The organism is Psychromonas sp. psych-6C06 (assembly GCF_002835465.1).
In the GTDB taxonomy this organism is placed as follows: domain Bacteria; phylum Pseudomonadota; class Gammaproteobacteria; order Enterobacterales; family Psychromonadaceae; genus Psychromonas.
Genome location: NZ_PIZM01000002.1, coordinates 765,296 through 789,332 on the forward strand (window position 1 = coordinate 765,296; position 24,037 = coordinate 789,332).

The window sequence follows — 24,037 nt, forward strand, 5'->3', positions numbered from 1 at the left end:
ACTTAACTCCCTGATTATTTGACTGATATTAGAATGTTTTTGGATCCGCAGCTTTTTGAGCTGCATCGGCATGTGAAACCTCACCTTTACTCACCAGATTACGTAAACATTGATCCAAGGTTTGCATCCCATGTACCATTCCCGTTTGAATTACAGAATACATTTGTGCAACTTTATCTTCACGTACCAAGTTTCGAATTGCAGGAATACCAATCATAATTTCATGGGCAGCGACTCGTCCACCGCCGTTCTTTTTCAGTAGTGTTTGTGACACTACTGCGCGTAAGGACTCCGATAACATAGAGCGTACCATGCTTTTTTCTTCAGCTGGAAATACATCAATAACACGGTCAATGGTTTTAGCAGCAGAGGTCGTATGCAAAGTACCAAAAACTAAGTGACCTGTTTCTGCAGCCGTTAAGGCCAGTCGAATAGTTTCTAAATCACGTAACTCCCCTACTAGAATGACATCGGGATCTTCACGCAACGCACTGCGCAGTGCAGCATCAAAGCTCAATGTGTCTTTAAATACTTCACGTTGGTTAATCAGCGATTTTTTAGTTTCGTGTACAAACTCGATAGGATCTTCAATGGTCAGAATATGCTCATGACGACTGTCATTAATATAATCAATCATGGCGGCTAAGGTTGTCGATTTACCCGAGCCAGTGGGCCCCGTTACGAGTACAAGACCACGCGGATATTCTGAGATTTTTTTAAAAATATCCGGCGCGTTTAGGTCATCTAACGTTAATACTTTACTTGGAATGGTACGAAATACTGCGCCAGCTCCTCGTTTTTGATTAAATGCATTAACACGAAAACGCGCTAAATCAGGAATTTCAAAGGAGAAATCGGTTTCTAGTTGCTCCTCAAAATCCTTACGTTGCTTATCATTCATGATGTCATAAATTAAGCTATGCACCTCTTTATGCTCTAATGCAGGCACATTTACCTTACGCACCTCACCATCGACTCGAATCATTGGTGGAACACCTGCAGAAAGGTGTAGATCTGATGCATTATGCTTTACACTAAAAGCTAATAATTCCGTGATATCCATAACTTAAAATCCTATAAAATGACTAATATTCAAAAACAAATAAATAACGTTACTCAAAAAATAGCCTATGCAGCCACGCAAGTACAACGTAATGCGCATGAAATCCAGCTATTAGCAGTGAGTAAAACCAAACCTGTTAGTTTGATTAAAGAAGCATATCTTGCTGGTCTTCGCCATTTTGGTGAAAACTATGTACAAGAAAGCGTTGAAAAGATTCAACAAATTAAGCTAGATAACGATTTTAACGAGCCAACTTACTGGTATTTCATCGGCCCATTACAATCCAATAAAACCCGCGCTGTAGCAGAAAATTTTGATTGGGTGCAAAGCGTTGAACGCCTTAAAATTGCACAACGTTTAAATGACCAACGTCCAAATCATCTTCAACAACTTAATATTTGTTTACAGGTCAATATTAGCGGAGAAGCGAGTAAGTCTGGTACTACTTTATCGCAAGTTATTGAACTTGCTTCACAAGTTAGTGATCTACCTCGCTTAAAACTGCGTGGCATTATGGCCATCCCAGAAAAAACTGAAAATATTGAACGACTTGAAAAACAGTTTAATGAACTCCATAACATTTATAATAAACTACAAACCTTATACCCAGAAGTTGATACACTATCGATGGGAATGAGTGGAGATCTACAAAGCGCCATTAAATGTGGCAGCACCATGGTACGGATCGGTACCGATATTTTTGGTGCTCGAGATTAGAATTAACTTAGGGAAAAAACATGTTACATAAAAAAATTACTTTTATCGGTGCGGGCAATATGGCCTCAAGCATTATCAGTGGTCTAGTGAAAGATGGTTACCCAAGCGATTCGATTTGTGCCAGTGAGCCAAATGTGGAATCGACCGATAGATTAGTGCAAAAATTCTCTATTAAAGGCAGCCAAGATAACACTGCATCAGCAAATTGGGCCGAGGTAATTGTCCTTTCAGTGAAACCACAAATCATGGCGACTGTTTGCCAAGCGTTAGTCGATGCCGGTGTGGATTTCAGTAATAAGCTAGTTATCTCTATCGCGGCCGGTATTTCGGTAAAACGACTACAATCAATACTTGGCGCAGAAACAGCCGTCATTAGAACAATGCCAAATACACCTTCACTTTTACAAAAAGGAATGGCAGGGCTATTTGCCTCTCCTCAAGTTGATACTGCAAACAAAATCTTCGCGGCACAACTGATGCAAGCGGTAGGTGAGATGATTTGGGTAGAAGAAGAGTCAATGATTGATGCGGTAACAGCAGCTTCTGGCTCAGCGCCCGCATACTTTTTCTTATTCATGGAAGCGATGCAAGCAAAAGCAAAACAGATGGGCTTTAATGATGAACAAGCGAAGCAACTTGTTTTACAAACTGCATTGGGCAGTGTTGAAATGGTCGCGCAAAATCCAGATATGAGTATCGCTACATTACGTGAAAATGTTACATCCAAAGGTGGTACTACAGCAGCCGCACTGAATACATTTAATGAACTAGGATTAACAGAAACAGTGGCTAAAGCGATGCAAGCGGCAGCTGATCGTGGTGCTGAAATGGAATCTTTATTTTAAACGAGGTAAAACCAAAATATGAACGCATTTAACTTTTTAGTCAATACGCTATTTGATCTCTATATCATGGTGATTTTATTACGCGTTTGGTTGCAAGTCGCACGAGCAGATTTTTATAATCCATTCAGCCAATTTATTGTGAAAGCAACACAGCCTGTTGTTGCACCACTTCGCCGAATGATTCCAAGTATGGGTGGTTGGGATACAGCCACTATCCTATTTGCCTATGTGGTTGCCTGCCTAAAGATTGTCACTTTAAGCTTAATGGTAAATGCGTCATTTAATCTCACTATGATAGCGGTCTCTGGACTTGTTATCCTGTTAACTGCTGTATTTAAAATTATCTTCTGGGTACTTGTTTTACGTGCAATTTTGAGCTGGGTGAGTCGTGGAAATAATCCAATTGAAGCTGTAATGCATCAACTAAGTGAGCCTTTACTTGCTCCTGTTCGTCGTTTTATTCCTCCCATTGGTGGCTTAGATCTATCCATGGTGGTGGTATTACTCGGATTGCAATTTGTAGAGATATTAGTGAATGATCTTCTTAGCAAATTATTTTAAATAAAAAGTGGATAAACCATACTTAAAACAAGACGTACAGGATCTCCTGTTGCGTCTTGTTTTACAACCTAAAGCCAGTCGCGACGCCTTTGTGGGCTTGCTCGGTGATGAGCTAAAGGTGGCAATAACTGCGCCTCCCATTGATGGCCAAGCCAACAAGCACCTGATTAAATTTCTCAGTAAACAGTTTAAAGTCCCCAAAAGTGCAGTGATTGTTGAGAAAGGACAACTTAATCGTCATAAATTGGTACGCATTAAAAACCCACAAAAAATTCCTAACGACATTTAAGGATTTACTATGTTTAAACTACTCTTCGTGGCACTTTTCACCTTAATCAGTTTGCCAACCATGGCAGAGCAAAAACAAGATTTTGGTAATTTAGAAGTGCATTATATTGCACTGCCTTCTACCTTTATCGAGCCCTATATTGCTTCACAATACAACTTAAAGCGCAGTAAATATACTGGGCTTGTAAATATCTCGGTATTAGATAAGAATCAGCAATCTATGCCTATTGAAGCTGACCTTGTTGGAAGTGGCCGTAACCTGATTGGCCAGACAGAACAGCTACAATTTAAAAAGATAAAAGAGGGAAAATCTATCTATTACATCGCAACTTACCCTTTTACCAATGAAGAGATTGTCAAATTTGATGTGCAAATTAAAGCACAAGACAAAACACACCGTCTTAAATTCCAGCATAAGTTTTATGTCGAATAAACAAACAATTAGGCTTTAAGCTTTCCTGCTTTCGGCTTTTTTAGGAGTAACAAAATGAACAAACAATGGGTATTAGCCACTGGCAATAAAGGTAAAGTAAAAGAGATGAGTGAGCTATTAAATAGCTTCTCTATCGAAGTATTGCCACAAAGTCATTTTGATGTCAGCGAAGTGCCAGAGACCGGCACTACCTTTGTTGAAAATGCAATTATTAAAGCGCGCCACGCGGCAAAAGTAACCGGCTTACCAGCAATTGCCGATGACTCAGGATTAGAAGTTGATTTTTTGAGTGGCCAGCCAGGGATATACTCTGCACGCTTTGCGGGCGAAGACGCGACCGATCAAGATAATATCGACCTTTTATTGAGTAAACTTGAAGGCGTAGGTGAAGCACAGCGTAGCGCACGCTTTCAATGTGTCTTAGTTTATATGCGCCACGAACTAGATCCAACTCCAATCATTTGCCAAGGAACATGGGAAGGTGTGATAACTAATGAACAAAATGGTGAAAATGGCTTTGGTTACGACCCCGTATTTTGGGTTGATTCCGAGCAATGTTCATCAGCACAGCTGAGTAAGCAACGTAAAGGTGAATTAAGCCATCGTGGCAAAGCACTTGCTCTATTGGTTGAGCAATTAAAAGTACAATTAGGCTGATAATCGATGTTACAACTACCACCACTAAGCCTCTATATTCATATCCCATGGTGTATTGAGAAATGTCCCTATTGTGATTTTAATTCGCATAAATTACGTGGAGAGATTCCTGAGCAAGCCTATCTTGAAGCATTGCTTGAAGATCTTAACACCGACTTGGTTTATGCTCAGGGACGTGAAATAGACACTATTTTCATTGGTGGTGGTACACCGAGCTTGATTTCGGCAAAGGGTATCGGCTGGCTATTGACTGAAATAGAAAATAAAATCCCTTTTAAAGCGAACATTGAAATCACGCTTGAGGCAAACCCAGGCGCAATTGAAAACAGCAAAATAGCTGCATTTTATCAAGCTGGTATTAGCCGTTTCTCTTTTGGAGTGCAAAGTTTTCAGCAGGAAAAGCTAACTAAATTAGGGCGTATTCATGGTGTTGATGAAGCTAAATCAGCGGCCCAGCAAGCCCAACAAAGTGGCGTGAGCACCTTTAATTTAGACCTTATGCATGGCTTACCTAACCAAAGTCTTGAAGATGCCATGTTTGACCTACAAACAGCCATTGATTTAAACCCTACCCACCTTTCTTGGTATCAGTTAACCATTGAGCCTAATACACAATATTTTTCACACCCACCTAAACTTCCTGAAGATGAACTTTTATGGCAGATTCAAGAAGCCGGTGTCGCGCTATTAGCCAGTCATGGTTATCAACAATATGAGATATCGGGCTACAGCAAAACGGGGTTTGAGTGTCAACATAACCTTAACTACTGGTCGTTTTCTGATTATATCGGCATCGGCTGTGGTGCACATGGAAAATTAACGCTACCGCTTGAAAACAAAATTGTTCGCACTACTAAAGTGAAGCATCCAAAAGGTTATTTAGACCCTTCACGCCCCTTCTTAGATGACTTACAACCGGTTGCCCAGGATGATCTCGCCTTTGAGTATATGATGAATCGTCTACGTTTATTCGCGCCTATTCCATTTGCTGAGTTTGAGCAATATACAGGGTTAAGCACCGACTCAATTGCAACGCCAATTCAACAAGCTATCGATAAAAAACTGTTGCTTAAAAACAATGATCATTGGCTAATGACAGAACTTGGTCATCGCTATCTCAATGAACTATTACAACTATTCATGGATTAACTCATTAAACGCTATAACGCCTCCATTAACCAGCATTGAGGTTAAATAGCAAACGAGCACGTAAGCCAGGTGAATTATCACTTAGGCTTATCTGCCCGTTATGTATATTCATCACGGCATGAACCAGTGCCAATCCTAAACCAAAACCATGCACAGAACGACTCGGATCTAAACGTACCAACTGATCTAAAGCGCGCTCTCGATCTTCTGTTTTAATACCTTTGCCATTATCGGCAATGACCACACCAAAACAATCAATAATCACCTCAATAACACCTTGCTCCGGTGTATATTTTATCGCGTTATCCATGAGGTTAAATACCGCCCTAAACAGTAAACTCGGATTACCTTGTAAAACACAGGGCATATCGACCGTTAGATAGATTTTTTGCTGTTTTTCAAGTGCTAAAGGCTCTGTAAAATCTAAAACGTCATTAACTATCTTACGCAAATCACAGGATTTTTTTTCTATCGGCACTCGCCCGGTTTCAAGGTTATACAGCTCCATCATGCCACTAAAAGTATCAATTAAAAGGGAAAAATCATGCTGAATCGCAACCAAATGTTGCTCATTTTTTTCCAAAAACTGCCCGCTATCTAATAGATCTTCAATGCGCAATTTAATTCGCCCCATTGGGGTTCGTAAATCATGTGCAATATCCACTGTTAACGACTTTAATTTTGCTTCACTGCTCTCCAGTTTATCGAGCATGTTATTAAGATGATTGGCGAGCGTGTCGAACTCATCACGACGATCATTAACCTCTAAACGCACTCCTCGTTCACCATGCCTGACACGGTTCATTGTTGCATTCACTAAACTTAAACGATTTAAAATATGCATCGCAATCCAAGTTGCCATAACAAACAAGGTTAAAAAAGGGATAACAATACCTCCCCAGAATGAAAAACCAAGTTTACTTTTAAATTGCTGATAATGCGCTTTATCAATACCAACGACTAACTCCCTTCCGTCGGCAAGCATCACTTTTGTTGCACGCATCGTTGGATAGTCTTGTATCGCAGGTTGGCCTTTCAGCTGAGAAATAACCGGATAATCTTGATTGTTTTCAGCGCTATTTTCAGCATTAAAATGGTAGAGATAGCGTTTTCCTTGGCTAACATTAGGTAAGCTTAAATACTTATTTTGTGCGTCATGCTCAAGTCGCTGAGATTCACTAATTAGCCATTGATCAAGATTATCGTTATAAAGTGAAACGGATCGCTCATAGAGCAAAAACATTAATAACCCCATCATGAAGAAAGTAATGATGGCAGATGAAACTAACCATTTTAATATTGAAGAATTTGAAAGATCTTTATGGCTGTCGAATAACATAACCTGCTCCACGCACCGTTTCTATCGGTGAGTTGTGCCCCGGTACTTCTAATTTTTTGCGCAGTTTAGCGATATGCACATCAATAACATTGGTTTTAGGATCAAAATGATAATCCCAAACCGCTTCGAATAGACGCATGCGTGATACCACCTCATCAACATGCTGCATTAAGTAACTGAGCAAAATAAACTCTTTATTTTGCAGAAGAATCGGTTGCTCATGGTAGGTGACTTTTTGAGATAACAAGTTCAAGACTAACCCACCAATCTCAATCTTATTACTTGTTTCAAGCGGGCTCTGGCGACGTAAAATAACATTAACTCTGGCTAGAAGTTCAGTCAATGCAAACGGTTTAGTAAGGTAATCATCTCCGCCAGCAGTTAAGCCTTCAACGCGCTGCTCAACACTATCAAGTGCACTAAGAATCAATACTGGCGTGTGGATCTCAGTGGCACGCATGGCAGCGAGTACTTTGAGACCATCTAAACTCGGTAGCATTCTATCTAAAATGACCAGCTGATATTCACAACTAATCACCATCATTAGCCCCTCCTTACCATCACTGGCGCTGTCAACAACAAAGCCTTGTTGCGCTAATGCTTTAACCACAAACTCACGTGTTGTTTGATCATCTTCAACGACTAATATCTTCATTGCTCGCCCTACCGCTTAAACTCAGAGTCTATCGTAACAAAAAAGGCGACCCGAAGGTCACCTTTAATAGCATGCTAAATACTCATTACGAATATTTAACTTAGGGTCTGTTGATCTTTCGAGTTTATTTTTGCAACAATTTGTTGGCTATTTATACAAGGCTGAGCATATGCCGTGTGGTTATTCCACATCAATAGGCGAAAACGCAGTAGAAATGGTCAACAAATGTTGCCCTTAGGGTTCAACACAACACGCTTTGCCCTGTGTTAGACGAAATTCGCTTAGAATGACTAAGCCACATTCCGTCTGCCTTGCTCAAAACGCGTTGTGTTGAACAAAATTTAAACGGCAAAGATCAACAGACCCTAGGAGAGTCGTTTATTTTTTCAAAATAATTTTCATTGCATCGGCGACTTTATCAACTTTACCAAGACCAATGATAACCTGTAACCCTGTTTTACCCATTGGTACAACAGCGACGGCACCTAAGGCTTTTAGAGCAGCTTGATCAGCGACAGCAGAGTCTTTTACCGTTAAGCGTAAACGGGTAATACAGTTATCAACTTCAACAATATTGTCACTACCACCCAGCTCTTTAATGTATGCCTTCGCAAGTTCAGGCATATCGGTATCATCGCCCTCTTCGTCTGCATTCATATCTTCACCACGACCAGGCGTTTTAAGGTTGAATTTTTGAATAATAAAGCGGAATAGGAAGTAGTAGATAACGAAGAACACAATGCCCTGTGCAATCAACATATACCATTTAGTCGCTAATGGGTTTTGGCTTGATAAAACAAAATCAACAAAACCAGCAGAGAAACCAAAGCCTGCCATCCATTCCATGCTCGCTGCGATGTACAGTGAAATACCGGTTAATACCGCATGCACAACATACAATGCAGGCGCTAAGAACATAAAGCTAAACTCAAGTGGCTCTGTAATACCGGTGAAGAATGAAGCCATTGCAGCAGCAATCATGATAGAGAAAACTTTATCTTTATTACGTGCTTCGGCACAGTGATACATTGCAAGTGCAGCACCCGGTAAACCAAACATCATAATAGGGAAGAAACCAGCTTGATACATACCTGTTTTGCCGATAACAGCTGTCCCGTTAGCGATAGATTGTGCGCCACCTAAGAAGTTTGGAATATCGTTAATACCGACGACATCAAACCAAAAAACGGGGTATAGTGCGTGATGCATTCCTACCATTAACATCAAACGGTTAAAGAAACCAAACAGACCCGCACCAATTGCATCCAGTGATTGTAAGTACTGACCAAAAACACTTAACCCTTCAAAAATCATTGGCCAAACATAGAGGAAAACAAAGGCTAATAACATACCTGCGATTGACGTTAAAATTGGCACCAAACGTTTACCACTGAAGAAAGCAAGTGCTTTCGGTAACTCTACTGATGAGAATTTATTGTAGATTTCAGCCGAGATAATACCCACTAAAATACCAATAAACTGATTATTAATACGTCCAAAAGCAGCAGGAACTTCACTAATATCAACCCCCTCTAACTGTGCAACAGCGGCGGGTGAAAGTAGCGTAGTTAAAACCATAAAGGCAACAAAACCAGACAAGGCTGCATTACCACTTTTATCTTTACTCAATCCAAATGCAACACCGATGGCAAATAGCAGTGCCATATTATCAATAATTGCAGCACCCGATTTAATCAAAAAGGCAGCAAGAATACTCTCACTTCCCCATCCCACGGGGTCAATCCAATAGCCAATACCCATTAAAATAGCAGCAGCTGGCAATGTTGCCACAGGCACCATCAAGGCTTTACCTACTTTTTGCATGTAACCTAATACACTCATAACGTTTCCTTTAAGTTATTAAAATAAATATCAAGAAGTAGTATATGGGAAGGAGGATTAAAGGAAGCTTGTGCCAACATTAACTATTGTTAATGTTGGCACAAGTGAAAATAATTTACGCGAAACTACTGAGGAAAAGTGGGATCATCACCGCATTAACCAAGTCAATGAAGAACGCACAGACCAGTGGCACAATAATAAATGCTTGCTTGGAGTAACCATATTTTTGTGAAACCGCTGACATATTTGCCATCGCCGTTGGTGTCGACCCGAGCGATATACCGCCAAAACCGGCACAGACTACAGCAGCATTATAATTTTTGCCCATAGCAGGAAAAACAATATATAGGTTAACCAGGATCGCAATAATAAACTGCGCGGCTAAAATAGCAAAAATAGGCCCAGCTAAATCAACCAACGTCCATAACTGCATACTCATTAATGACATCGCAAGGAAAGTACCTAATGAAATATCGGCAATTAATGTAATCGCAGGGCTACCCGTTGGCCAATGTGTTCCGGTAATAAGACGTTTCTTTTTAGGGATTAAATTGGTGATCACGATACCTGCAAAGAGACAAGTTACAAATAACGGCAACTGTAAGCCCATCTCTGCAATCACTTCATTTAGAATAAAACCAAAAATAGCACAGATATGAATCGCAAATACCGCATCTAAAAACTCAAAACTATTAATTCCTTTGACGGCCATTTTCTCTTTTTTACTGCAAACGGCTTGCACTTCTTCAACTGGTTTTAAGTCATTACGGGTAATTAAATATTTAGCGATTGGCCCCCCCATTAAACTGGCTAGAATTAAGCCAAAGGTGGCACTTGCAATACCAATTTCCATCGCACTGCTAACGCCGTAGTCTTCACCAATGCGAGGAGCCCAAGCAATCGCAGTACCATGGCCACCAATCAGTGATACGCTTCCGCCCAGTAAACCAACGGCAGGATCTTGGCCAAATAACTGTGCAACAGTAATACCGGTAAAATTTTGTAACACCATATACCCAATAGTGATGATCAAAAGTATGACTAACGGTTTACCGCCATTTAATAAGTCTTTCAAGCTGGCATTAATACCAATCGTGGTAAAGAAATAAACCAATAAAACATCTCGCGCCATTAAATCGAACTTTATCTCTACATCCGTCAAAACAAAGAGTAACGTAATTAAAAGCGAGAAAAGAATCCCCCCTGTTACCGGCTCAGGAATACTAAACTCCTGCAACAACTTAGAACGTTCGTTAAGACGTCGTCCGACAAACAACACAATAATGCCGATGGTAACAGTAAAAAATGAGCTTAGGCTTAATACGCCATCCACTATCGATAATGTATCGTTCATTGAAGATCCTTATCCTTGATAAAGTTTAATGGGTAAAATTTGTATTAGCTTTCTTTAAATGTCACGCTGTAACTGCCTAACCCTTGGTAAGAGATCTCAGTTAACTGGTTAAAATCGACTTCTACGATACCGTTATAAGAACCTGTTATAAAAGCTTCTCCCGCTTTGAAGCTGACACCACGTTTGCTCATAAAGTTAATCATCCATTGCACTGGTTTATAAGGCAATTCATTGGGATGTGAACCTTGCATCTCTTGTTTAGCTGAGTGCTGATCAAAGGTAATGTTAATTTTACTTGCTGAGTAGGTCTTACTTTTATCTATTTCAGGCCCTAAGAAAAGTCCTTGGTTAAGCATGCCATCTGCTAATTTTTCAAAGAATGACGCGTCTGGATGTTCTCGGTAGCGTTCTTGCATAAGCTCTAAAGCCATATGACAACTTTTAATTGAAGCATCTACTTCTGCTTCGCTATAACCCTCTGCACGAGCAGGTAGATCTTTACCTAACACAAAAGCGATTTCAGGCTCTACACGCGCCTTACCGCCGTCCTTAAACAGTGCACATTGTTCACCCGTTTGTAGCGTATTAGCAAAGATAGGTGCGGCAATAATATTACCGTTATCAAGTGGTAATAAACATTTCCAGCCAGCGACCTCTTCACCATGAAGTGCAATCATCTCTTCTTGAATTTGAAATGCTTGTTCGCAATTTTTAGGGCTTATCTCTGCTGGCAACGGTGTAATCACTGCACCTGCCTGACGGTTTTTAAGTAGTTGTTGCGCTGCTTGTTGGTTGTTATTCATTGTTTTCTCATTATAAAAGAGGACTAAATAAGTATGCCGAGCTTTCTAACAGCTTCTTATAATAACTGCGTTGATTCCATTCACTCAACACGATTTGTTGTGACTCTAACAGGTAATGCATCTGTGTGGTTAACAGCTCTCCTGCAAATTCACTGTTATCAATTAACATGGTCATTTCAAAATTTAACCAGAAACTACGTCTATCTAAGTTGACGGTGCCAATCAGCGCAATTTTTTCATCAATAACAATACTTTTAGTATGCAGTAAACCGCCGTAAAATTTATGTATTTTTACTCCTGCATTCAGTAATTCTTCAAAAAATGCACGAGATGCATATTTAACCATTTTTGAATCATTTTTAGCGGGAAGGATAATTTTTACATCGACACCGCGAAGAGCGGCTACCTGTAAAGCAGCCAATAAGCTATCATCGGGCACAAAGTAAGGAGTGGTCAAAACAAGGCTATATTTAGCACCATAAATAGCTGATATCAGAACCTGATGGATACTAGCAATACCAAACCCCGGCCCAGAAGGAATAAGCAGGGAGTTATGCTCTCCCTCAACAGGAAAACGCGTTGCATCTGCTTTTGGAAGCATAATGTTTTGATTCGTTTCAAGGTACCAATCCCAAAGAAATAAGCCCTGCATCTGTTGAATAATGGGCCCTTTACAACGCACCATAACATCGACCCATTCACCAACATCTTGATCTTTTTTGAAGTATGCAGGATCAACTAGGTTCATACTACCAGTATAAGCAAGGCTGTCATCGATACAGACTAATTTTCGATGTAATCTTAAATCTTGCCTTTGAAAAAGTGAACGAAAAACACCAACAGGAAGTGCTTCAACGACTTCAACGCCAGCATTAATAAGTTGCTTTGGGGTTTTACCTTTAAAAAAATCATGACTGCCTACTGAATCAAATAGCAGCTTACACTCTACCCCACGTTTAGCCGCATCCATTAAAGCCACTAATAAAGGATCAACCAATCCACCTTCATTACAGATATAAAACATTAAATAACAACGCGTTTGTGCCGTTTTTATCTGCTCTGTGATCTCTCTTAAAATGTGATCTGTCGAATCAAGTATATGGTGGTCATTACCTTGCATCATTGGCACACCACTATAGCCTTCAACAAAGCGTTGCATTGACTCTACCGCAGCTGAGTTTTGTGTTTTAGGTAAGCGGTTTTCTTGCACTTCTTCGTTTAACCAATGCGTAAAATTAATGGCTGCTTTTTCACTGCGTACTTGCCTTTTTTTACCCAGATGGAGTTCACCAAAAATAAAGTAGCTAATAATACCAAGCAACGGGATTGCATAAATAAGAAATAACCATGCGAGCGAAACACCGATTGGTTTTCGCTTGAGGATCACCCGTAAAGAGGTGCCTAATAGTAAGGTAAAGTAAAAAGTGGCAGAGAGTGCTACATAGATAGCATTCTCAAGCCATTCTTTATCAAAGGAAAAAACATCCATTTATTTACCTCAATAAAAAAGAGGTAAAAATAACAGTTATTTTTTCTTATGACAACGCAAATAAAATGTCGCCTCACTGACTTTCATAGGGTGACTTTGGTAATCCTGTGTTGCAGAAATTTGATGCTCATGCAAAAAGGCTTCTTGCTCACTGTTATTAATAATTTCCCCTACTACATCAACACCCAGCTCACGCGCTAAAACTAATACCGACTTGATCATCGCCTGACCTACTAAGCGGCCCGGAATATGTTGGATATAGTTCCCTGCAATTTTAAATTTTTCAATGTTAAGAGGCTCAATAAAGTGGAATACAGGAATATCAGCGCCAAAGCCATCTACTGTAATCGCAATACCCAATTTCCTAATATTAAGTAAGTTTTCATGGACAATGTAATTACTGCCAGCAAAGGTCGATTCATTTACTTCAAATTCAAGATCTTTAACATCGCACTGCGTATCTTTAATAATGGTTTGTATATCGCCAATAAGACTGATTTGCTCCAATTGACTGAGCGATAGTTTGACAGCAATGCGCCCAAAAAAGATATTTGATGCTTTCCAGCTGACCGTTTGTAATGCAGCTTTTTTGAGCATGGTCAGGCCGATATCAATCAGTAAACCACTCTCTTCTGCGATACTTAAAAAACGATCCGGTGCCAACTGCCCATTTGTCGGATGATTCCAACGTAATAAACTTTCCATCCCGACAATCAATTTTTTATTTAAATCGTACTGGGGCTGATAATAAAGCTCAAACTGATCCTCTGTTAATGCGATTTTTAATTCAGTTTCTAGTTGCATCTGATTTGATGAGTGTTTCGTTAACTGGTCAGTGTAAAAATGATAAGAACTACGCTTATCAACTTTTGCACGTAACATCGCTTTTTCTGCACTTTGTAATAAACCATCCACATCGATGCCATCATCAGGGCATAAACTGATGCCAATTGTTGCGCTCAACGAGGCTTTGGTATTACCAATAGTAAATTGGCTATTAAACTGCTCGACCACTTTTTGAGCAACTAGTGCGGCATCATGTTCATTTTTCAGACCATCAACTAGAATAACAAACTCATCATCACCAAAACGGGCAACGGTATCTTTCTCAAAGACACAGTTTTTTAATCGAGTGGCAATCTCTTGTAATACTTTATCACCCGCATTATGGCCATATTGTTCATTCACCAATTTAAAGCCATTAATATCGATCAAGATGACCGCCATCGCCACTTCATTAAAGTTAGCACGGTTAATAGCATCCTCTAACTTGGTAAACAGAGCAATACGATTGGATAATCCAGTTAATGGATCATGTTTGGAGAGGAACTGAATTTTACTTTCGATATTTTTATTTTGGCTCAAATCAGTAAAGGAGTAAATGCGATTGCTAACCCCTTCTTCAAGCTCGACGACATAGATATCTAACCAAGCAAAATGAACTTCTCCCTGTTTGTTACAGTAAGTAATATCACCTTTCCAAACACCTTCTTTCTCTAGCTTTTCGTCAATGCCTTGCAGGAAAAGAGTATCGCTGTCCTTTGGTGCAAGCATATGGATCATATTATCTAAAAGCTCAGCTTTGCTATACCCAAGTAACTCACAAACCGCATGGTTAACCGATACCATTTTGGCATTATGATCTGTCACGATAATATTATCTTGGCTATTTTCAAAAACAGCATTTGCTACTTTCAACCGCTTTTGCAGGCGATGATGAGCGGTAATATCTCGTCCAATACCGATCAACCCCTGAACACTTCCAGAAGCGTCAAGCAACGGTACTTTGCGCATCTCAATAAAGTGGCGCTCACCATCAACGTAGGTTAAATACTCTTCACCTGAATAAATCTCATTGTTTTTCATCACATCTTGATCTTGCTGTTGGCACATTAGCGCCTGCTCTAGCTCAAAAAACTGTTCATCGGTTTTACCTAGAATTTTCTTTTCTGGTTGCCCGATAAATTTTTCAAACTGTTTATTACAGCCAAGAAAACGACTTTGTAAATCTTTAAAGAAGATTAAATCTGGTGAAATATCAGCGGTTGCACGCAACATAATGCGTTCTTTTTCGATACTTCGACGCGCATCATTAAGCTCTGAGACATCAAACACTAGTCCGATCTGAATATCAGTTGAAGCGATTAATTCTTTGCGGAATACCACTTCATGAGTGCGCCCATCAGTATCATGCAACTCACATTCATAGAGGTGGACTTGATGATCATCAAACATTTTTTTATCTACAACTTCTAAGCCCTGTTGCAGTGAAATAGGTAATAACTCAGATACATTTTTTCCAATTACTTCATCTTGAGTTAATCCAATATTGCTCGCAAACGAATGATTACAAACAAGAATTTCACCTTCTTTATTTTTATAATAGATTGGTATCGATATACAGTTGAGTGCTTTTTTAACATCTCCACTGATTAAATCTTGCTCATAAGGCACTGCTGGCTTGATATTATTAACAGGCTGCGTGTTGAGATAAGTCGCATTAAGTTGTGGAAACAGATCTTGAATACGATCAGAAATAAGCTTAGGTACATGTTGCTCAGTGATGAAGTAATGATAATTTCTTTCTGATAAAAGCGCTAATATCTCATTACTACTTAGCATATGCTTTGTATTATAAGAAACCTGTTGATTTCCATCCGTTAGCGATGTTAGTAACGCTTCAACTAATTCTATATTTCGACCAATATATAAAACATTTTTAACGAGCATAGACAAATAAGTCACCTTTTAATTATCTTAAATTCACAACATGTTTGAAATCAACAGCTTAAGGTAGATAACTAAGTGTAGAACAACAACAAAAAAGGGGATCAAACGATCCCCTCTTTTTATTCTTTTTTATAATTAACCTAACTGTTTACGTACATTTCTGAACATACGCATCCATGGGCTATCTTCTTTCCACTCATCTGGGTGCCATGAGTTAGCTACCGTTCTAAATACTCGTTCTGGGTGTGGCATCATGATAGTGACACGCCCATCTTGAGAAGTTAAACCAGTAATACCATTTGGCGAACCATTCGGGTTAGCAGGGTAAGCTTGGGTATTGTTACCGTAGTTATCAATAAAGCGAAGTGCGATGTTACCGCTTGCTTCAATTGCAGCTAAATGCTCAGCATCTTTTACTTCAACACGGCCTTCACCATGAGAAACTGCAATTGGCATATGTGAACCGGCCATATCATTTAAGAACAGTGAGTTATTCTTTTGTACTTCAACCAAACTGAAACGTGCTTCAAAACGCTCAGAGTTATTACGTACAAAACGAGGCCATAAATCAGTGCCTGGAATTAACTCATGTAGGTTTGATAGCATCTGACAGCCGTTACAGACACCTAATGCAAAAGAGTTTTCACGCTCAAAGAATGTTTGGAACTGAGCACGCGCCTGTTCATTAAACAGAATCGATTTCGCCCAACCTTCACCAGCACCTAATACATCCCCGTAAGAGAAACCACCACAAGCAACTAAACCTGCAAACTCTTTCAGCTCAACGCTTCCTGAAAGAATGTCACTCATGTGTACGTCAATGGCAGAGAAACCAGCACGATTAAAGGCAGCCGCCATCTCTTGTTGCGAGTTTACGCCTTGTTCACGGATAATTGCCATACGTGGTAATACACCCGTTGCAATGTAAGGAGCAGCAACATCTTCATTGATATCGAAGGTTAATTTAGTGCTAAGACCCGGGTCTTTATCATCAAGTTTTAGGTCAAACTCTTGTTGAGCACACTCTGAATTATCACGCAGTGATTGCATTTTCAGCGTTGTTTCAGCCCAAATACCACGGAACTCAGCACGCTTAGCAGCTAATACATCTTTACCATCGCGGGTAAATTCGATCAGATCGTTGTCGTTTAATGAACCAATCACTAATGAGTTAGATGTTAAGCCGTGACCCGCTAATACATTAAGTACCGCTTCTTTATCTTCACGTTTCACCTGAATCACAGCACCTAGCTCTTCCGAGTATAACGCGGCAAAGTCATTGCTATCTAATTGATCTAGTTTAACCGTCACACCACAGTGACCAGCAAAAGCCATCTCTGTAATCGTTGAGAAAAGACCACCATCACTTCTATCGTGATAAGCTAATAATTTCTGTTCGCTTACAAGCGTCTGCATCGCATTGAAGAAACCTTTTAATAACTCTGGGTTATCAAGATCCGGTGTTTTATCACCTAACTGTTTATAAACCTGTGCAAGTGAAGAGCCACCTAAACGGTTTTTACCATTACCAAGGTCAACGAGGATAAGGTCGGTATCACCTTTGTCTGTACGAAGTTGTGGCGTTACCGTATTACGGATATCGCGCACTGCACCAAAGGCGGTAATGATTAAAGACAATGGCGAGATAACCTCTTTATCTGCACCCGCTTCATCTTGCCAACGTGTTTTCATCGACATTGAATCTTTACCCACTGGGATAGTGAGCTCTAATTCAGGACATAACTCTTCACCAACCGCTTTTACTGCTTCATATAAACCAGCATCTTCACCTGGGTGACCAGTTGCAGACATCCAGTTAGCAGAAAGTTTAATACGTTTGAAATCACCAATGTCAGAACAAGCAATGTTAGTGATTGATTCAGCTACTGCTAAACGAGCAGAAGCACCAAAGTTAAGCAGTGCAACTGGCGTACGCTCACCCAGCGCCATCGACTCACCAAAGTAAGTGTCGTAACTTGCAGCTGTTACCGCACAATCGGCAACCGGTACTTGCCAAGGGCCAACCATTTGATCACGTGCCACTAAACCCGTTACCGTACGATCACCAATTGTGATAAGGAATGTTTTTTCAGCGATTGAAGGAAGACGTAATAAACGTTCAGCCGCATCTTTAATGCTTGCACCAGAAAGATCTAAAGCTTGTCCTTGCGCTGTTTGTGTTTTCACATCACGGTGCATTTTAGGTGCTTTACCTAATAATACTTCTAATGGCATATCGATTGGTTTGTTATCAAACTCCGGATCGTTGAGTGTTAAATGTAACTCTTCCGTCGCTTCACCGATAACCGCATATAACGCACGTTCACGTTTACAAATCGCTTCAAATGTCGCTAAATTTTCCGGCTTAACTGCCATAACGTAACGTTCTTGAGATTCATTACACCAAATTTCGTGTGGTGCCATGCTCTTCTCATCGTTTGGAATGGCACGTAGGTCGAAGATACCACCACGACCGCCATCATCCACTAGCTCAGGCATTGCATTTGATAAACCACCCGCGCCCACATCATGAATAAACTGGATTGGGTTATCTTCACCCATCTGCCAACAACGATCGATGACTTCCTGACAACGACGTTCCATCTCTGGATTTTCACGTTGTACCGAGGCAAAATCTAAATCTTCTGTTGATGCGCCAGAGTCCATTGAAGAAGCAGCACCGCCACCTAAACCAATGTTCATTGCAGGCCCACCTAACACGATTAGTTTAGCGCCAACGGGAATATCTTTTTTCTGTACATGCTCACGGCGAATATTACCCAGTCCACCAGCTAACATGATTGGTTTGTGGTAACCACGAATTTCACTGCCGTTATGGCTATCTACTTGCTCTTCGTAAGTTCGGAAGTAACCAAGAATATTTGGACGACCAAATTCATTATTAAAGGCTGCGCCACCAAGTGGTGCTTCTAGCATAATATCTAACGCAGAAACGATACGGTTTGGTTTACCAAAGTCAGTTTCCCATGGTTGCTCAAAGCTTGGAATGCGTAGGTTAGAAACAGAAAAGCCAACTAAGCCCGCTTTTGGTTTAGAACCAATACCCGTTGCGCCTTCATCACGAATTTCACCACCTGAACCCGTTGATGCGCCCGGGAATGGAGAGATAGCCGTTGGATGGTTGTGTGTTTCCACTTTCATCAAAATATCGATATCTTCGTGGTGGTAACCAAATTCACGATCATCAACGCTTGGGAAAAAACGACCTGCCTTATTACCTTCCATTACCGCTGCGTTATCTTTATAAGCGGACAATACGTGGTCAGGATGTAATTCATGGGTATTACGGATCATTTTGAACAGTGATTTAGGCTGTTTCTGGCCATCGATTGTCCAATCAGCATTGAATATTTTGTGACGACAATGCTCTGAGTTTGCCTGTGCAAACATCATTAGTTCGATATCGTTAGGGTTACGCCCTAACTTAATAAAGTTTTCAACCAAATAATCAATTTCATCATCAGCAAGCGCTAAACCTAAGCTTACATTAGCAGCTTCAAGTGCAGCGCGACCTTCACCGATAACATCAACACTGCTCATTTTGCCAGGCGTTCCCTGTACAAAAAGCTTTTGTGCGTCATCTAATGAGTCAAATACCACTTCCATCATGCGGTCATGTAATAAGCCCGCAAGTTGCTTGTTTTGCGCAACAGATAACTCAGCAGACGTTTCGATGTAATAAGCAATACCACGCTCTAAACGTTTAACTTTTGTTAAACCACAGTTTTTCGCGATATCTGTTGCTTTTGAAGACCAAGGAGAGATAGTGCCTGGGCGTGGGGTTACAAACAGTAACGTGCCAACTGGATCGTGCTCAGCAATTTTTGGTCCATATGTCAGTAGTTTTTGTAAAACAACTAACTCTTGCTGATCTAAAGATTCCGTTAAATCAGCAGCATGCATAAACTCTGCATAAATTTGCGTAACAGGTAGATTCAATGCTTCACAGTTTTTTAAAAGCTGGTTAACACGAAATGTAGATAGGGCTGGTGCCCCACGCAAAATTTCCATAGGTTATTTCTCTCGTTAGATAAATAAAATGATCTTGGGTTTAGGTTCGCTATTATAAGCAAAAAGCGTTTTTTATTAAACAGAAACCCTCTATAGTCACAGTTTATTTCTCGCTCCTGTACTAGTTTTGTTTAAAAAACAAACAAAATAGTGTTAAAGTTTAGATCCGGACCTTGCTATGCCCATAAAATTATTCTTTTCAATGAAGTTACTCTTAATTAGCTTTGCTCTTTTATTCGTAGCGGGCTGCAATCCGTTTGTACAAACCAGTAGCTTAGAAAAAATTCAAAAACGTGGTGATATCATCATGGGAACAATCAATAGCTCACTGACTTACAGCTATGATGGCGATAATTATAGCGGCTTAGATTATGAACTAGCTGTACAATTTGCCGCCTACCTGAATGTAAAATTAACCATTAAAGAATACCCTTCTCTCAACGAGCTCTTTCTCGCGTTAGATAACCAAGAAGTCGATTTCTTGGGGGCAGGATTAACACTTACCCCTAAGCGCGCAGAAAAATACCGTAGTTCGCCTCCTTATTACTACGTTTCTCAAAAGGTGGTTTATCGCAAAGGAACTTACCGCCCACGTCGAATTGGCGATGTAAACAAAGATATTGCCGTCTTAAAAGACAGTAGCCATGCAGAGACACTCAGCGCTTTAATGGAAGAGGAACCGAACATTGAAGTGTTAACTTTTGACAATGAAGATCAAGAAACGTTATTACGCAAAGTCGCTGAAAAAGAAGTCACTTTTGCCATTGTCGATAGCTCAACATTAGCTCAAAAACAGCGCTACTACCCTGTATTAGCAGAAGCTTTTACTATCTCAGAAAAACAACCTGTTGCTTGGCTTATCAAACGTAATATCGACGATAGCCTTTACTCTGGCATGATCGAATTTATTGGCAATAAATATAATGATCAAACCATTGCAGGTCTTGAAGAGAAGTATTTTGGCCATGTTGAACATTTCGATTATGTCGATACACGTATCTTCTTAAAACGCATTAAAAGCAAACTTCCTAAGTATGAAATGCTGTTTAAAAAATATGCTAATGCAGAGGTAGACTGGCAACTACTCGCGGCCGTAAGTTATCAAGAGTCACATTGGAACCCCTATGCGAAATCGCCAACAGGCGTGCGAGGAATGATGATGCTAACCTTAGACACGGCGGACTATATCGGCATTAAAAACCGTTTAGATGCCGAGCAAAGTATTCAAGGCGGTGCAAAATATTTATCACAGCTAATAAAACGTTTGCCTGACAGTATTAATGATGATGAAAAAGTATGGTTCGCTTTAGCCAGTTATAATATTGGTTACGGGCATTTGATGGATGCAAGACGCATTACCACCATGAAAAAACAAAACCCTAATTCATGGACCGACGTAAAAGATAATTTACCCCTTTTACATCAAAAGAAATGGTATAGCAAAACGCGCTATGGTTATGCACGAGGCAGTGAAGCGCAACATTACGTTAATAATATTCGCCAATATTTATTAACGCTAAATTGGTTTATTTCAGAACGCGATAAAGCATTGCGCATTGAGCAGGAAAAACAAGCAGAACTAGACCGATTGGCTGCCATAGAAGCAGCTAGTCACGCGGTCGTTGAAGAAGCGAATAAAGATAAAAAGGAGACTCAAAGTCAAGCTTTAGCAACACAGCCCTCTGAATAAGCACAGGATATGCGCATCTATTTAAATGATGCGCTCAAACAGATTATCATTTAACACGAGAAGCGTTATAGCTTGATACCGTAGCCGATTGAGTGTTCAAATTCACAAATCGCAGTAAACCCTAGTTTTTCATAAAATGAAATCGCACTTGCATTACTTCTAGATACCTCAAGGTGCACTCCAGATATCTGCAATGCCTTCAAATGCTTAAGAAAGGTGGTTATTAACTTCCGTCCAATGCCATGCCCTTGCGTCGCAGGAAGTAAATTAATATGCAGATGTGCAGGGTAATCTACATACTCAACGCGTGGTTGATAGCCAATATGAATGAGTCGTTTTAATCGAGCGTCATAACTTAAATCCGAGGTTTCAGGCGAAATATATTGCAACCTTAGATCAGGAAACCAACTTTTTTCGCACTTCAGTGCAAACGAAGAGGATGATTTGCAACCGATGATATAGCCACATAGTGCTTGGTTATGGACAACAACAAAACAGATCTCTGGCTCAAAATTAACATAAGGAGCCATATAATAGTGGCCAAGCAATTTAGTATCTTCAACCAGATCGGTTGCATCTTTTCCTGAATCTCCGGTTTGTAAACATATCCTGTAAAGTGCATCTAAATCATCAGGATGGTAAGGGCGAATCTCAAATGACATAATAATTCCGTAGTTAATTTAAGAAAGAACAAGCTCAATTCTGAATAGACAAAATTTATGTAATAACCTAATACACTATGCTGGTTCACCAGAGTTAAGTAACACTAAACACACTATATGAAGTGATTTGGAGATATATAAGCATTTTTGAATAGAGTTGAGTGCAATTATAATAAACCTAATTACATTTATAATCACTGACAAAGAATACAGCGAACGCTAAAAAGAGATTAAAAAAACGCAAAAACTATCAATTCAATACAAATAAACGATTTAACCTATCGAACATTAAGTAGTATTGTTTCCTTACTAACAATCGAAAGGAAAACATTATGACTCAATTAAATATCGATAGCATAATTCACAAGCAACCTATTAACGTTCAATGCCAAACTCCATTAACTAAGATCATTGATACATTAATCCAAAGTCAGCAGGCCCAAGTTCCAGTAGTAAATGCAGATAACAAGTTGTTAGGTATGGTGTCTTTAGTTGACTGTCAAAAAGCCTTATTAGTCGGTGCTTATCATTGTGATAAACCAGTTCGAGTCAACGATATTATGGCAAAACAATTTACAGCTCTTACCGAAGATGAATCTTTATCAGAAGTAGCGATTAAAACGCAGGCATCACCTGAAGATATTTTTCCAGTGCTTAAGGGGGAAAAATTAGTGGGTATCCTAAAGCGTGTTGATCTTCTGGTACACTTACACAACAACCTTGCGCAGTGCTCACATTCCAACTAAAGCCTTTACATATAATGGCTAAAACGGAGCGCTCCAACTCATTATTTTTACAGGATCGCAATGAATATTCTTCTAGCAATGTTAGCCGCTTTTTTATGGGGGACCACTTATGCTGTGACTCAATATACACTAGCAGGGTGGCCACCACTATTACTTGGTGCATTACGTGCATTGCCAGCGGGCTTACTATTATTAGCGATTAAACCAACCATACCCGCGCGACAACATTGGCCTATTTTAATTCGCTTAGGTGTTATTAATATCGCACTCTTTTTTAGTTTATTATTTGTCATGGCACAAACGCTCCCCTCAGCTATATCTGGTGTTGGCATGGTTTCACTCCCCGTTTTTGCCATGTTTTTTTACTGGGTGGTACACAAACAAAAGCCCACTTCAATACAGTTATTTTCCGGCGCAATTTTAGTGGTGCTTGCTTGGTTACTGTTTGACCCATTCAATTTGACACTTAACCCAGTCGGTTTACTTGCGATGTTTGCCGCAATTAACTGTATCGTTATTGGAAGCAATATCACTAAAACACTAGGTAATCGCATCGCTTGGTGGCCGGTATTATGCTGGCAATTGATTATTGGTGGTGTAGCACTCACCTTGGTGGCATCGATTCAGGCAGCATGGTCACCAAATCAATATATAGTGGCGTTACAAAACGTTACGACTTTAAATGCGATTGGCTTAACTTGGTTAATCGTATTAAACACCATGCTTGCTTACACTCTTTATGTATGGCTATTGAGTCGAATGAGTGTAGTAGAGTTTACGTTTGCAGGAATTAGCAATCCAATTGCAGGTATTTTAACCGGATTAATTTTAGTCGGTGATAATTTTAGCTATACCCAATATCTACTGATGGCGTTAATGATTGCAACTTCATTGATCTCCCCTCTTGTGGTGTTCTACCAGAAACGTAACATTTAAAAACAGAATTAAAGCAACACTGAGTTTCCTATCTATTTTCTTCTAT

Annotated in this window: 20 protein-coding genes; 10 read left to right on the forward strand and 10 right to left on the reverse strand. The window is 39.9% G+C overall.

Annotated features, from left to right (window positions below; all coding sequences use genetic code 11):
• Positions 1-28: 28 nt before the first annotated feature.
• Entirely contained in the window at positions 29-1,063 is a 1,035-nt protein-coding gene (locus CW745_RS06630; RefSeq protein ID WP_101107851.1) for a type IV pilus twitching motility protein PilT, read from the reverse strand.
• Between the two features lie 18 nt (positions 1,064-1,081).
• On the opposite strand from CW745_RS06630, the gene CW745_RS06635 reads away from it, so the two are divergent.
• From CW745_RS06635 to hemW, 7 genes are read left to right on the forward strand one after another with little or no spacing between them, the layout of a single operon-like run.
• Positions 1,082-1,780: a YggS family pyridoxal phosphate-dependent enzyme gene (locus tag CW745_RS06635; protein ID WP_101107853.1), complete on the forward strand. Its 699-nt coding sequence runs from the start codon at positions 1,082-1,084 to the stop codon at positions 1,778-1,780.
• A gap of 20 nt (positions 1,781-1,800) precedes the next feature.
• Positions 1,801-2,625 (forward strand): pyrroline-5-carboxylate reductase, encoded by an 825-nt coding sequence (gene proC / locus CW745_RS06640; protein ID WP_101107855.1) that lies wholly within the window; start codon positions 1,801-1,803, stop codon positions 2,623-2,625.
• A gap of 18 nt (positions 2,626-2,643) precedes the next feature.
• On the forward strand, positions 2,644-3,186 hold the full coding sequence (locus tag CW745_RS06645) for a YggT family protein (RefSeq protein ID WP_101107857.1): 543 nt from the start codon (positions 2,644-2,646) through the stop codon (positions 3,184-3,186).
• A 7-nt stretch (positions 3,187-3,193) separates the two neighbouring features.
• Positions 3,194-3,475 carry a DUF167 family protein YggU gene (gene yggU / locus CW745_RS06650; protein ID WP_101107859.1) on the forward strand — a complete coding sequence of 94 codons (282 nt, stop codon included), beginning with the start codon at positions 3,194-3,196 and terminating at the stop codon, positions 3,473-3,475.
• A gap of 9 nt (positions 3,476-3,484) precedes the next feature.
• Positions 3,485-3,907, forward strand: a complete 423-nt coding sequence (locus CW745_RS06655; RefSeq protein WP_101107861.1) for a DUF4426 domain-containing protein — start codon at positions 3,485-3,487, stop codon at positions 3,905-3,907.
• Positions 3,908-3,961: 54 nt separating this feature from the next.
• Positions 3,962-4,564, forward strand: a complete 603-nt coding sequence (locus CW745_RS06660) for an XTP/dITP diphosphatase (protein WP_101107862.1) — start codon at positions 3,962-3,964, stop codon at positions 4,562-4,564.
• A 6-nt stretch (positions 4,565-4,570) separates the two neighbouring features.
• Positions 4,571-5,713: a radical SAM family heme chaperone HemW gene (gene hemW, locus CW745_RS06665; protein WP_101107864.1), complete on the forward strand. Its 1,143-nt coding sequence runs from the start codon at positions 4,571-4,573 to the stop codon at positions 5,711-5,713.
• A 25-nt stretch (positions 5,714-5,738) separates the two neighbouring features.
• Here the strand turns inward: hemW and CW745_RS06670 are convergent, their stop codons facing one another.
• The 8 genes from CW745_RS06670 to purL form a co-directional block, all read right to left on the reverse strand.
• Entirely contained in the window at positions 5,739-7,052 is a 1,314-nt protein-coding gene (locus CW745_RS06670) for a HAMP domain-containing sensor histidine kinase (RefSeq protein ID WP_101107865.1), read from the reverse strand.
• Entirely contained in the window at positions 7,033-7,707 is a 675-nt protein-coding gene (locus CW745_RS06675) for a response regulator transcription factor (RefSeq protein WP_101107866.1), read from the reverse strand. Before CW745_RS06675 ends, CW745_RS06670 begins: the two co-directional genes overlap by 20 nt.
• 378 nt (positions 7,708-8,085) lie before the next feature.
• Entirely contained in the window at positions 8,086-9,549 is a 1,464-nt protein-coding gene (gene nagE, locus CW745_RS06680) for an N-acetylglucosamine-specific PTS transporter subunit IIBC (protein ID WP_101107867.1), read from the reverse strand.
• Positions 9,550-9,664: 115 nt separating this feature from the next.
• A complete protein-coding gene (gene gltS, locus CW745_RS06685; RefSeq protein WP_101107868.1) occupies positions 9,665-10,903 on the reverse strand; it encodes a sodium/glutamate symporter in 1,239 nt (412 codons plus the stop codon).
• Between the two features lie 44 nt (positions 10,904-10,947).
• Positions 10,948-11,706 (reverse strand): hydratase, encoded by a 759-nt coding sequence (locus CW745_RS06690; RefSeq protein WP_101107869.1) that lies wholly within the window; start codon positions 11,704-11,706, stop codon positions 10,948-10,950.
• 10 nt (positions 11,707-11,716) lie between these two features.
• On the reverse strand, positions 11,717-13,195 hold the full coding sequence (gene cls, locus CW745_RS06695) for a cardiolipin synthase (protein ID WP_101107870.1): 1,479 nt from the start codon (positions 13,193-13,195) through the stop codon (positions 11,717-11,719).
• A 36-nt stretch (positions 13,196-13,231) separates the two neighbouring features.
• A complete protein-coding gene (locus CW745_RS06700; RefSeq protein WP_238596732.1) occupies positions 13,232-15,925 on the reverse strand; it encodes an EAL domain-containing protein in 2,694 nt (897 codons plus the stop codon).
• 135 nt (positions 15,926-16,060) lie between these two features.
• Positions 16,061-19,957 (reverse strand): phosphoribosylformylglycinamidine synthase, encoded by a 3,897-nt coding sequence (purL, locus tag CW745_RS06705; protein WP_101107872.1) that lies wholly within the window; start codon positions 19,955-19,957, stop codon positions 16,061-16,063.
• 178 nt (positions 19,958-20,135) lie between these two features.
• On the opposite strand from purL, the gene mltF reads away from it, so the two are divergent.
• On the forward strand, positions 20,136-21,647 hold the full coding sequence (gene mltF, locus CW745_RS06710; protein ID WP_101107873.1) for a membrane-bound lytic murein transglycosylase MltF: 1,512 nt from the start codon (positions 20,136-20,138) through the stop codon (positions 21,645-21,647).
• A 65-nt stretch (positions 21,648-21,712) separates the two neighbouring features.
• Here the strand turns inward: mltF and CW745_RS06715 are convergent, their stop codons facing one another.
• The gene (locus CW745_RS06715; protein WP_101107874.1) at positions 21,713-22,309 is read right to left on the reverse strand and encodes a GNAT family N-acetyltransferase; all 597 of its coding nucleotides are present in this window, start codon (positions 22,307-22,309) and stop codon (positions 21,713-21,715) included.
• A 332-nt stretch (positions 22,310-22,641) separates the two neighbouring features.
• On the opposite strand from CW745_RS06715, the gene CW745_RS06720 reads away from it, so the two are divergent.
• Both CW745_RS06720 and CW745_RS06725 read left to right on the forward strand, forming a co-directional pair.
• Complete coding sequence (locus tag CW745_RS06720; protein ID WP_101107875.1) at positions 22,642-23,055, forward strand: CBS domain-containing protein; 414 nt, start codon at positions 22,642-22,644, stop codon at positions 23,053-23,055.
• 60 nt (positions 23,056-23,115) lie between these two features.
• Positions 23,116-23,991, forward strand: coding sequence for an EamA family transporter (locus CW745_RS06725; RefSeq protein ID WP_101107876.1), 876 nt, complete (start codon positions 23,116-23,118; stop codon positions 23,989-23,991).
• Positions 23,992-24,037: the final 46 nt, after the last annotated feature.

Bases quoted from the DNA above. Each gene is read 5' to 3' on its own strand.
- CW745_RS06670 (WP_101107865.1), bottom strand. From the start codon at position 7,052: ATGTTATTCGACAGCCATAAAGATCTTTCAAATTCTTCAATATTAAAA.
- gltS (WP_101107868.1), bottom strand. From the start codon at position 10,903: ATGAACGATACATTATCGATAGTGGATGGCGTATTAAGCCTAAGCTCA.
- CW745_RS06635 (WP_101107853.1), top strand. From the start codon at position 1,082: ATGACTAATATTCAAAAACAAATAAATAACGTTACTCAAAAAATAGCC.
- CW745_RS06690 (WP_101107869.1), bottom strand. From the start codon at position 11,706: ATGAATAACAACCAACAAGCAGCGCAACAACTACTTAAAAACCGTCAG.
- CW745_RS06715 (WP_101107874.1), bottom strand. From the start codon at position 22,309: ATGTCATTTGAGATTCGCCCTTACCATCCTGATGATTTAGATGCACTT.
- CW745_RS06725 (WP_101107876.1), top strand. From the start codon at position 23,116: ATGAATATTCTTCTAGCAATGTTAGCCGCTTTTTTATGGGGGACCACT.
- cls (WP_101107870.1), bottom strand. From the start codon at position 13,195: ATGGATGTTTTTTCCTTTGATAAAGAATGGCTTGAGAATGCTATCTAT.
- CW745_RS06700 (WP_238596732.1), bottom strand. From the start codon at position 15,925: ATGCTCGTTAAAAATGTTTTATATATTGGTCGAAATATAGAATTAGTT.
- CW745_RS06630 (WP_101107851.1), bottom strand. From the start codon at position 1,063: ATGGATATCACGGAATTATTAGCTTTTAGTGTAAAGCATAATGCATCA.
- nagE (WP_101107867.1), bottom strand. From the start codon at position 9,549: ATGAGTGTATTAGGTTACATGCAAAAAGTAGGTAAAGCCTTGATGGTG.
- CW745_RS06675 (WP_101107866.1), bottom strand. From the start codon at position 7,707: ATGAAGATATTAGTCGTTGAAGATGATCAAACAACACGTGAGTTTGTG.
- CW745_RS06720 (WP_101107875.1), top strand. From the start codon at position 22,642: ATGACTCAATTAAATATCGATAGCATAATTCACAAGCAACCTATTAAC.
- purL (WP_101107872.1), bottom strand. From the start codon at position 19,957: ATGGAAATTTTGCGTGGGGCACCAGCCCTATCTACATTTCGTGTTAAC.
- proC (WP_101107855.1), top strand. From the start codon at position 1,801: ATGTTACATAAAAAAATTACTTTTATCGGTGCGGGCAATATGGCCTCA.
- mltF (WP_101107873.1), top strand. From the start codon at position 20,136: ATGCCCATAAAATTATTCTTTTCAATGAAGTTACTCTTAATTAGCTTT.
- hemW (WP_101107864.1), top strand. From the start codon at position 4,571: ATGTTACAACTACCACCACTAAGCCTCTATATTCATATCCCATGGTGT.
- CW745_RS06645 (WP_101107857.1), top strand. From the start codon at position 2,644: ATGAACGCATTTAACTTTTTAGTCAATACGCTATTTGATCTCTATATC.
- CW745_RS06655 (WP_101107861.1), top strand. From the start codon at position 3,485: ATGTTTAAACTACTCTTCGTGGCACTTTTCACCTTAATCAGTTTGCCA.
- CW745_RS06660 (WP_101107862.1), top strand. From the start codon at position 3,962: ATGAACAAACAATGGGTATTAGCCACTGGCAATAAAGGTAAAGTAAAA.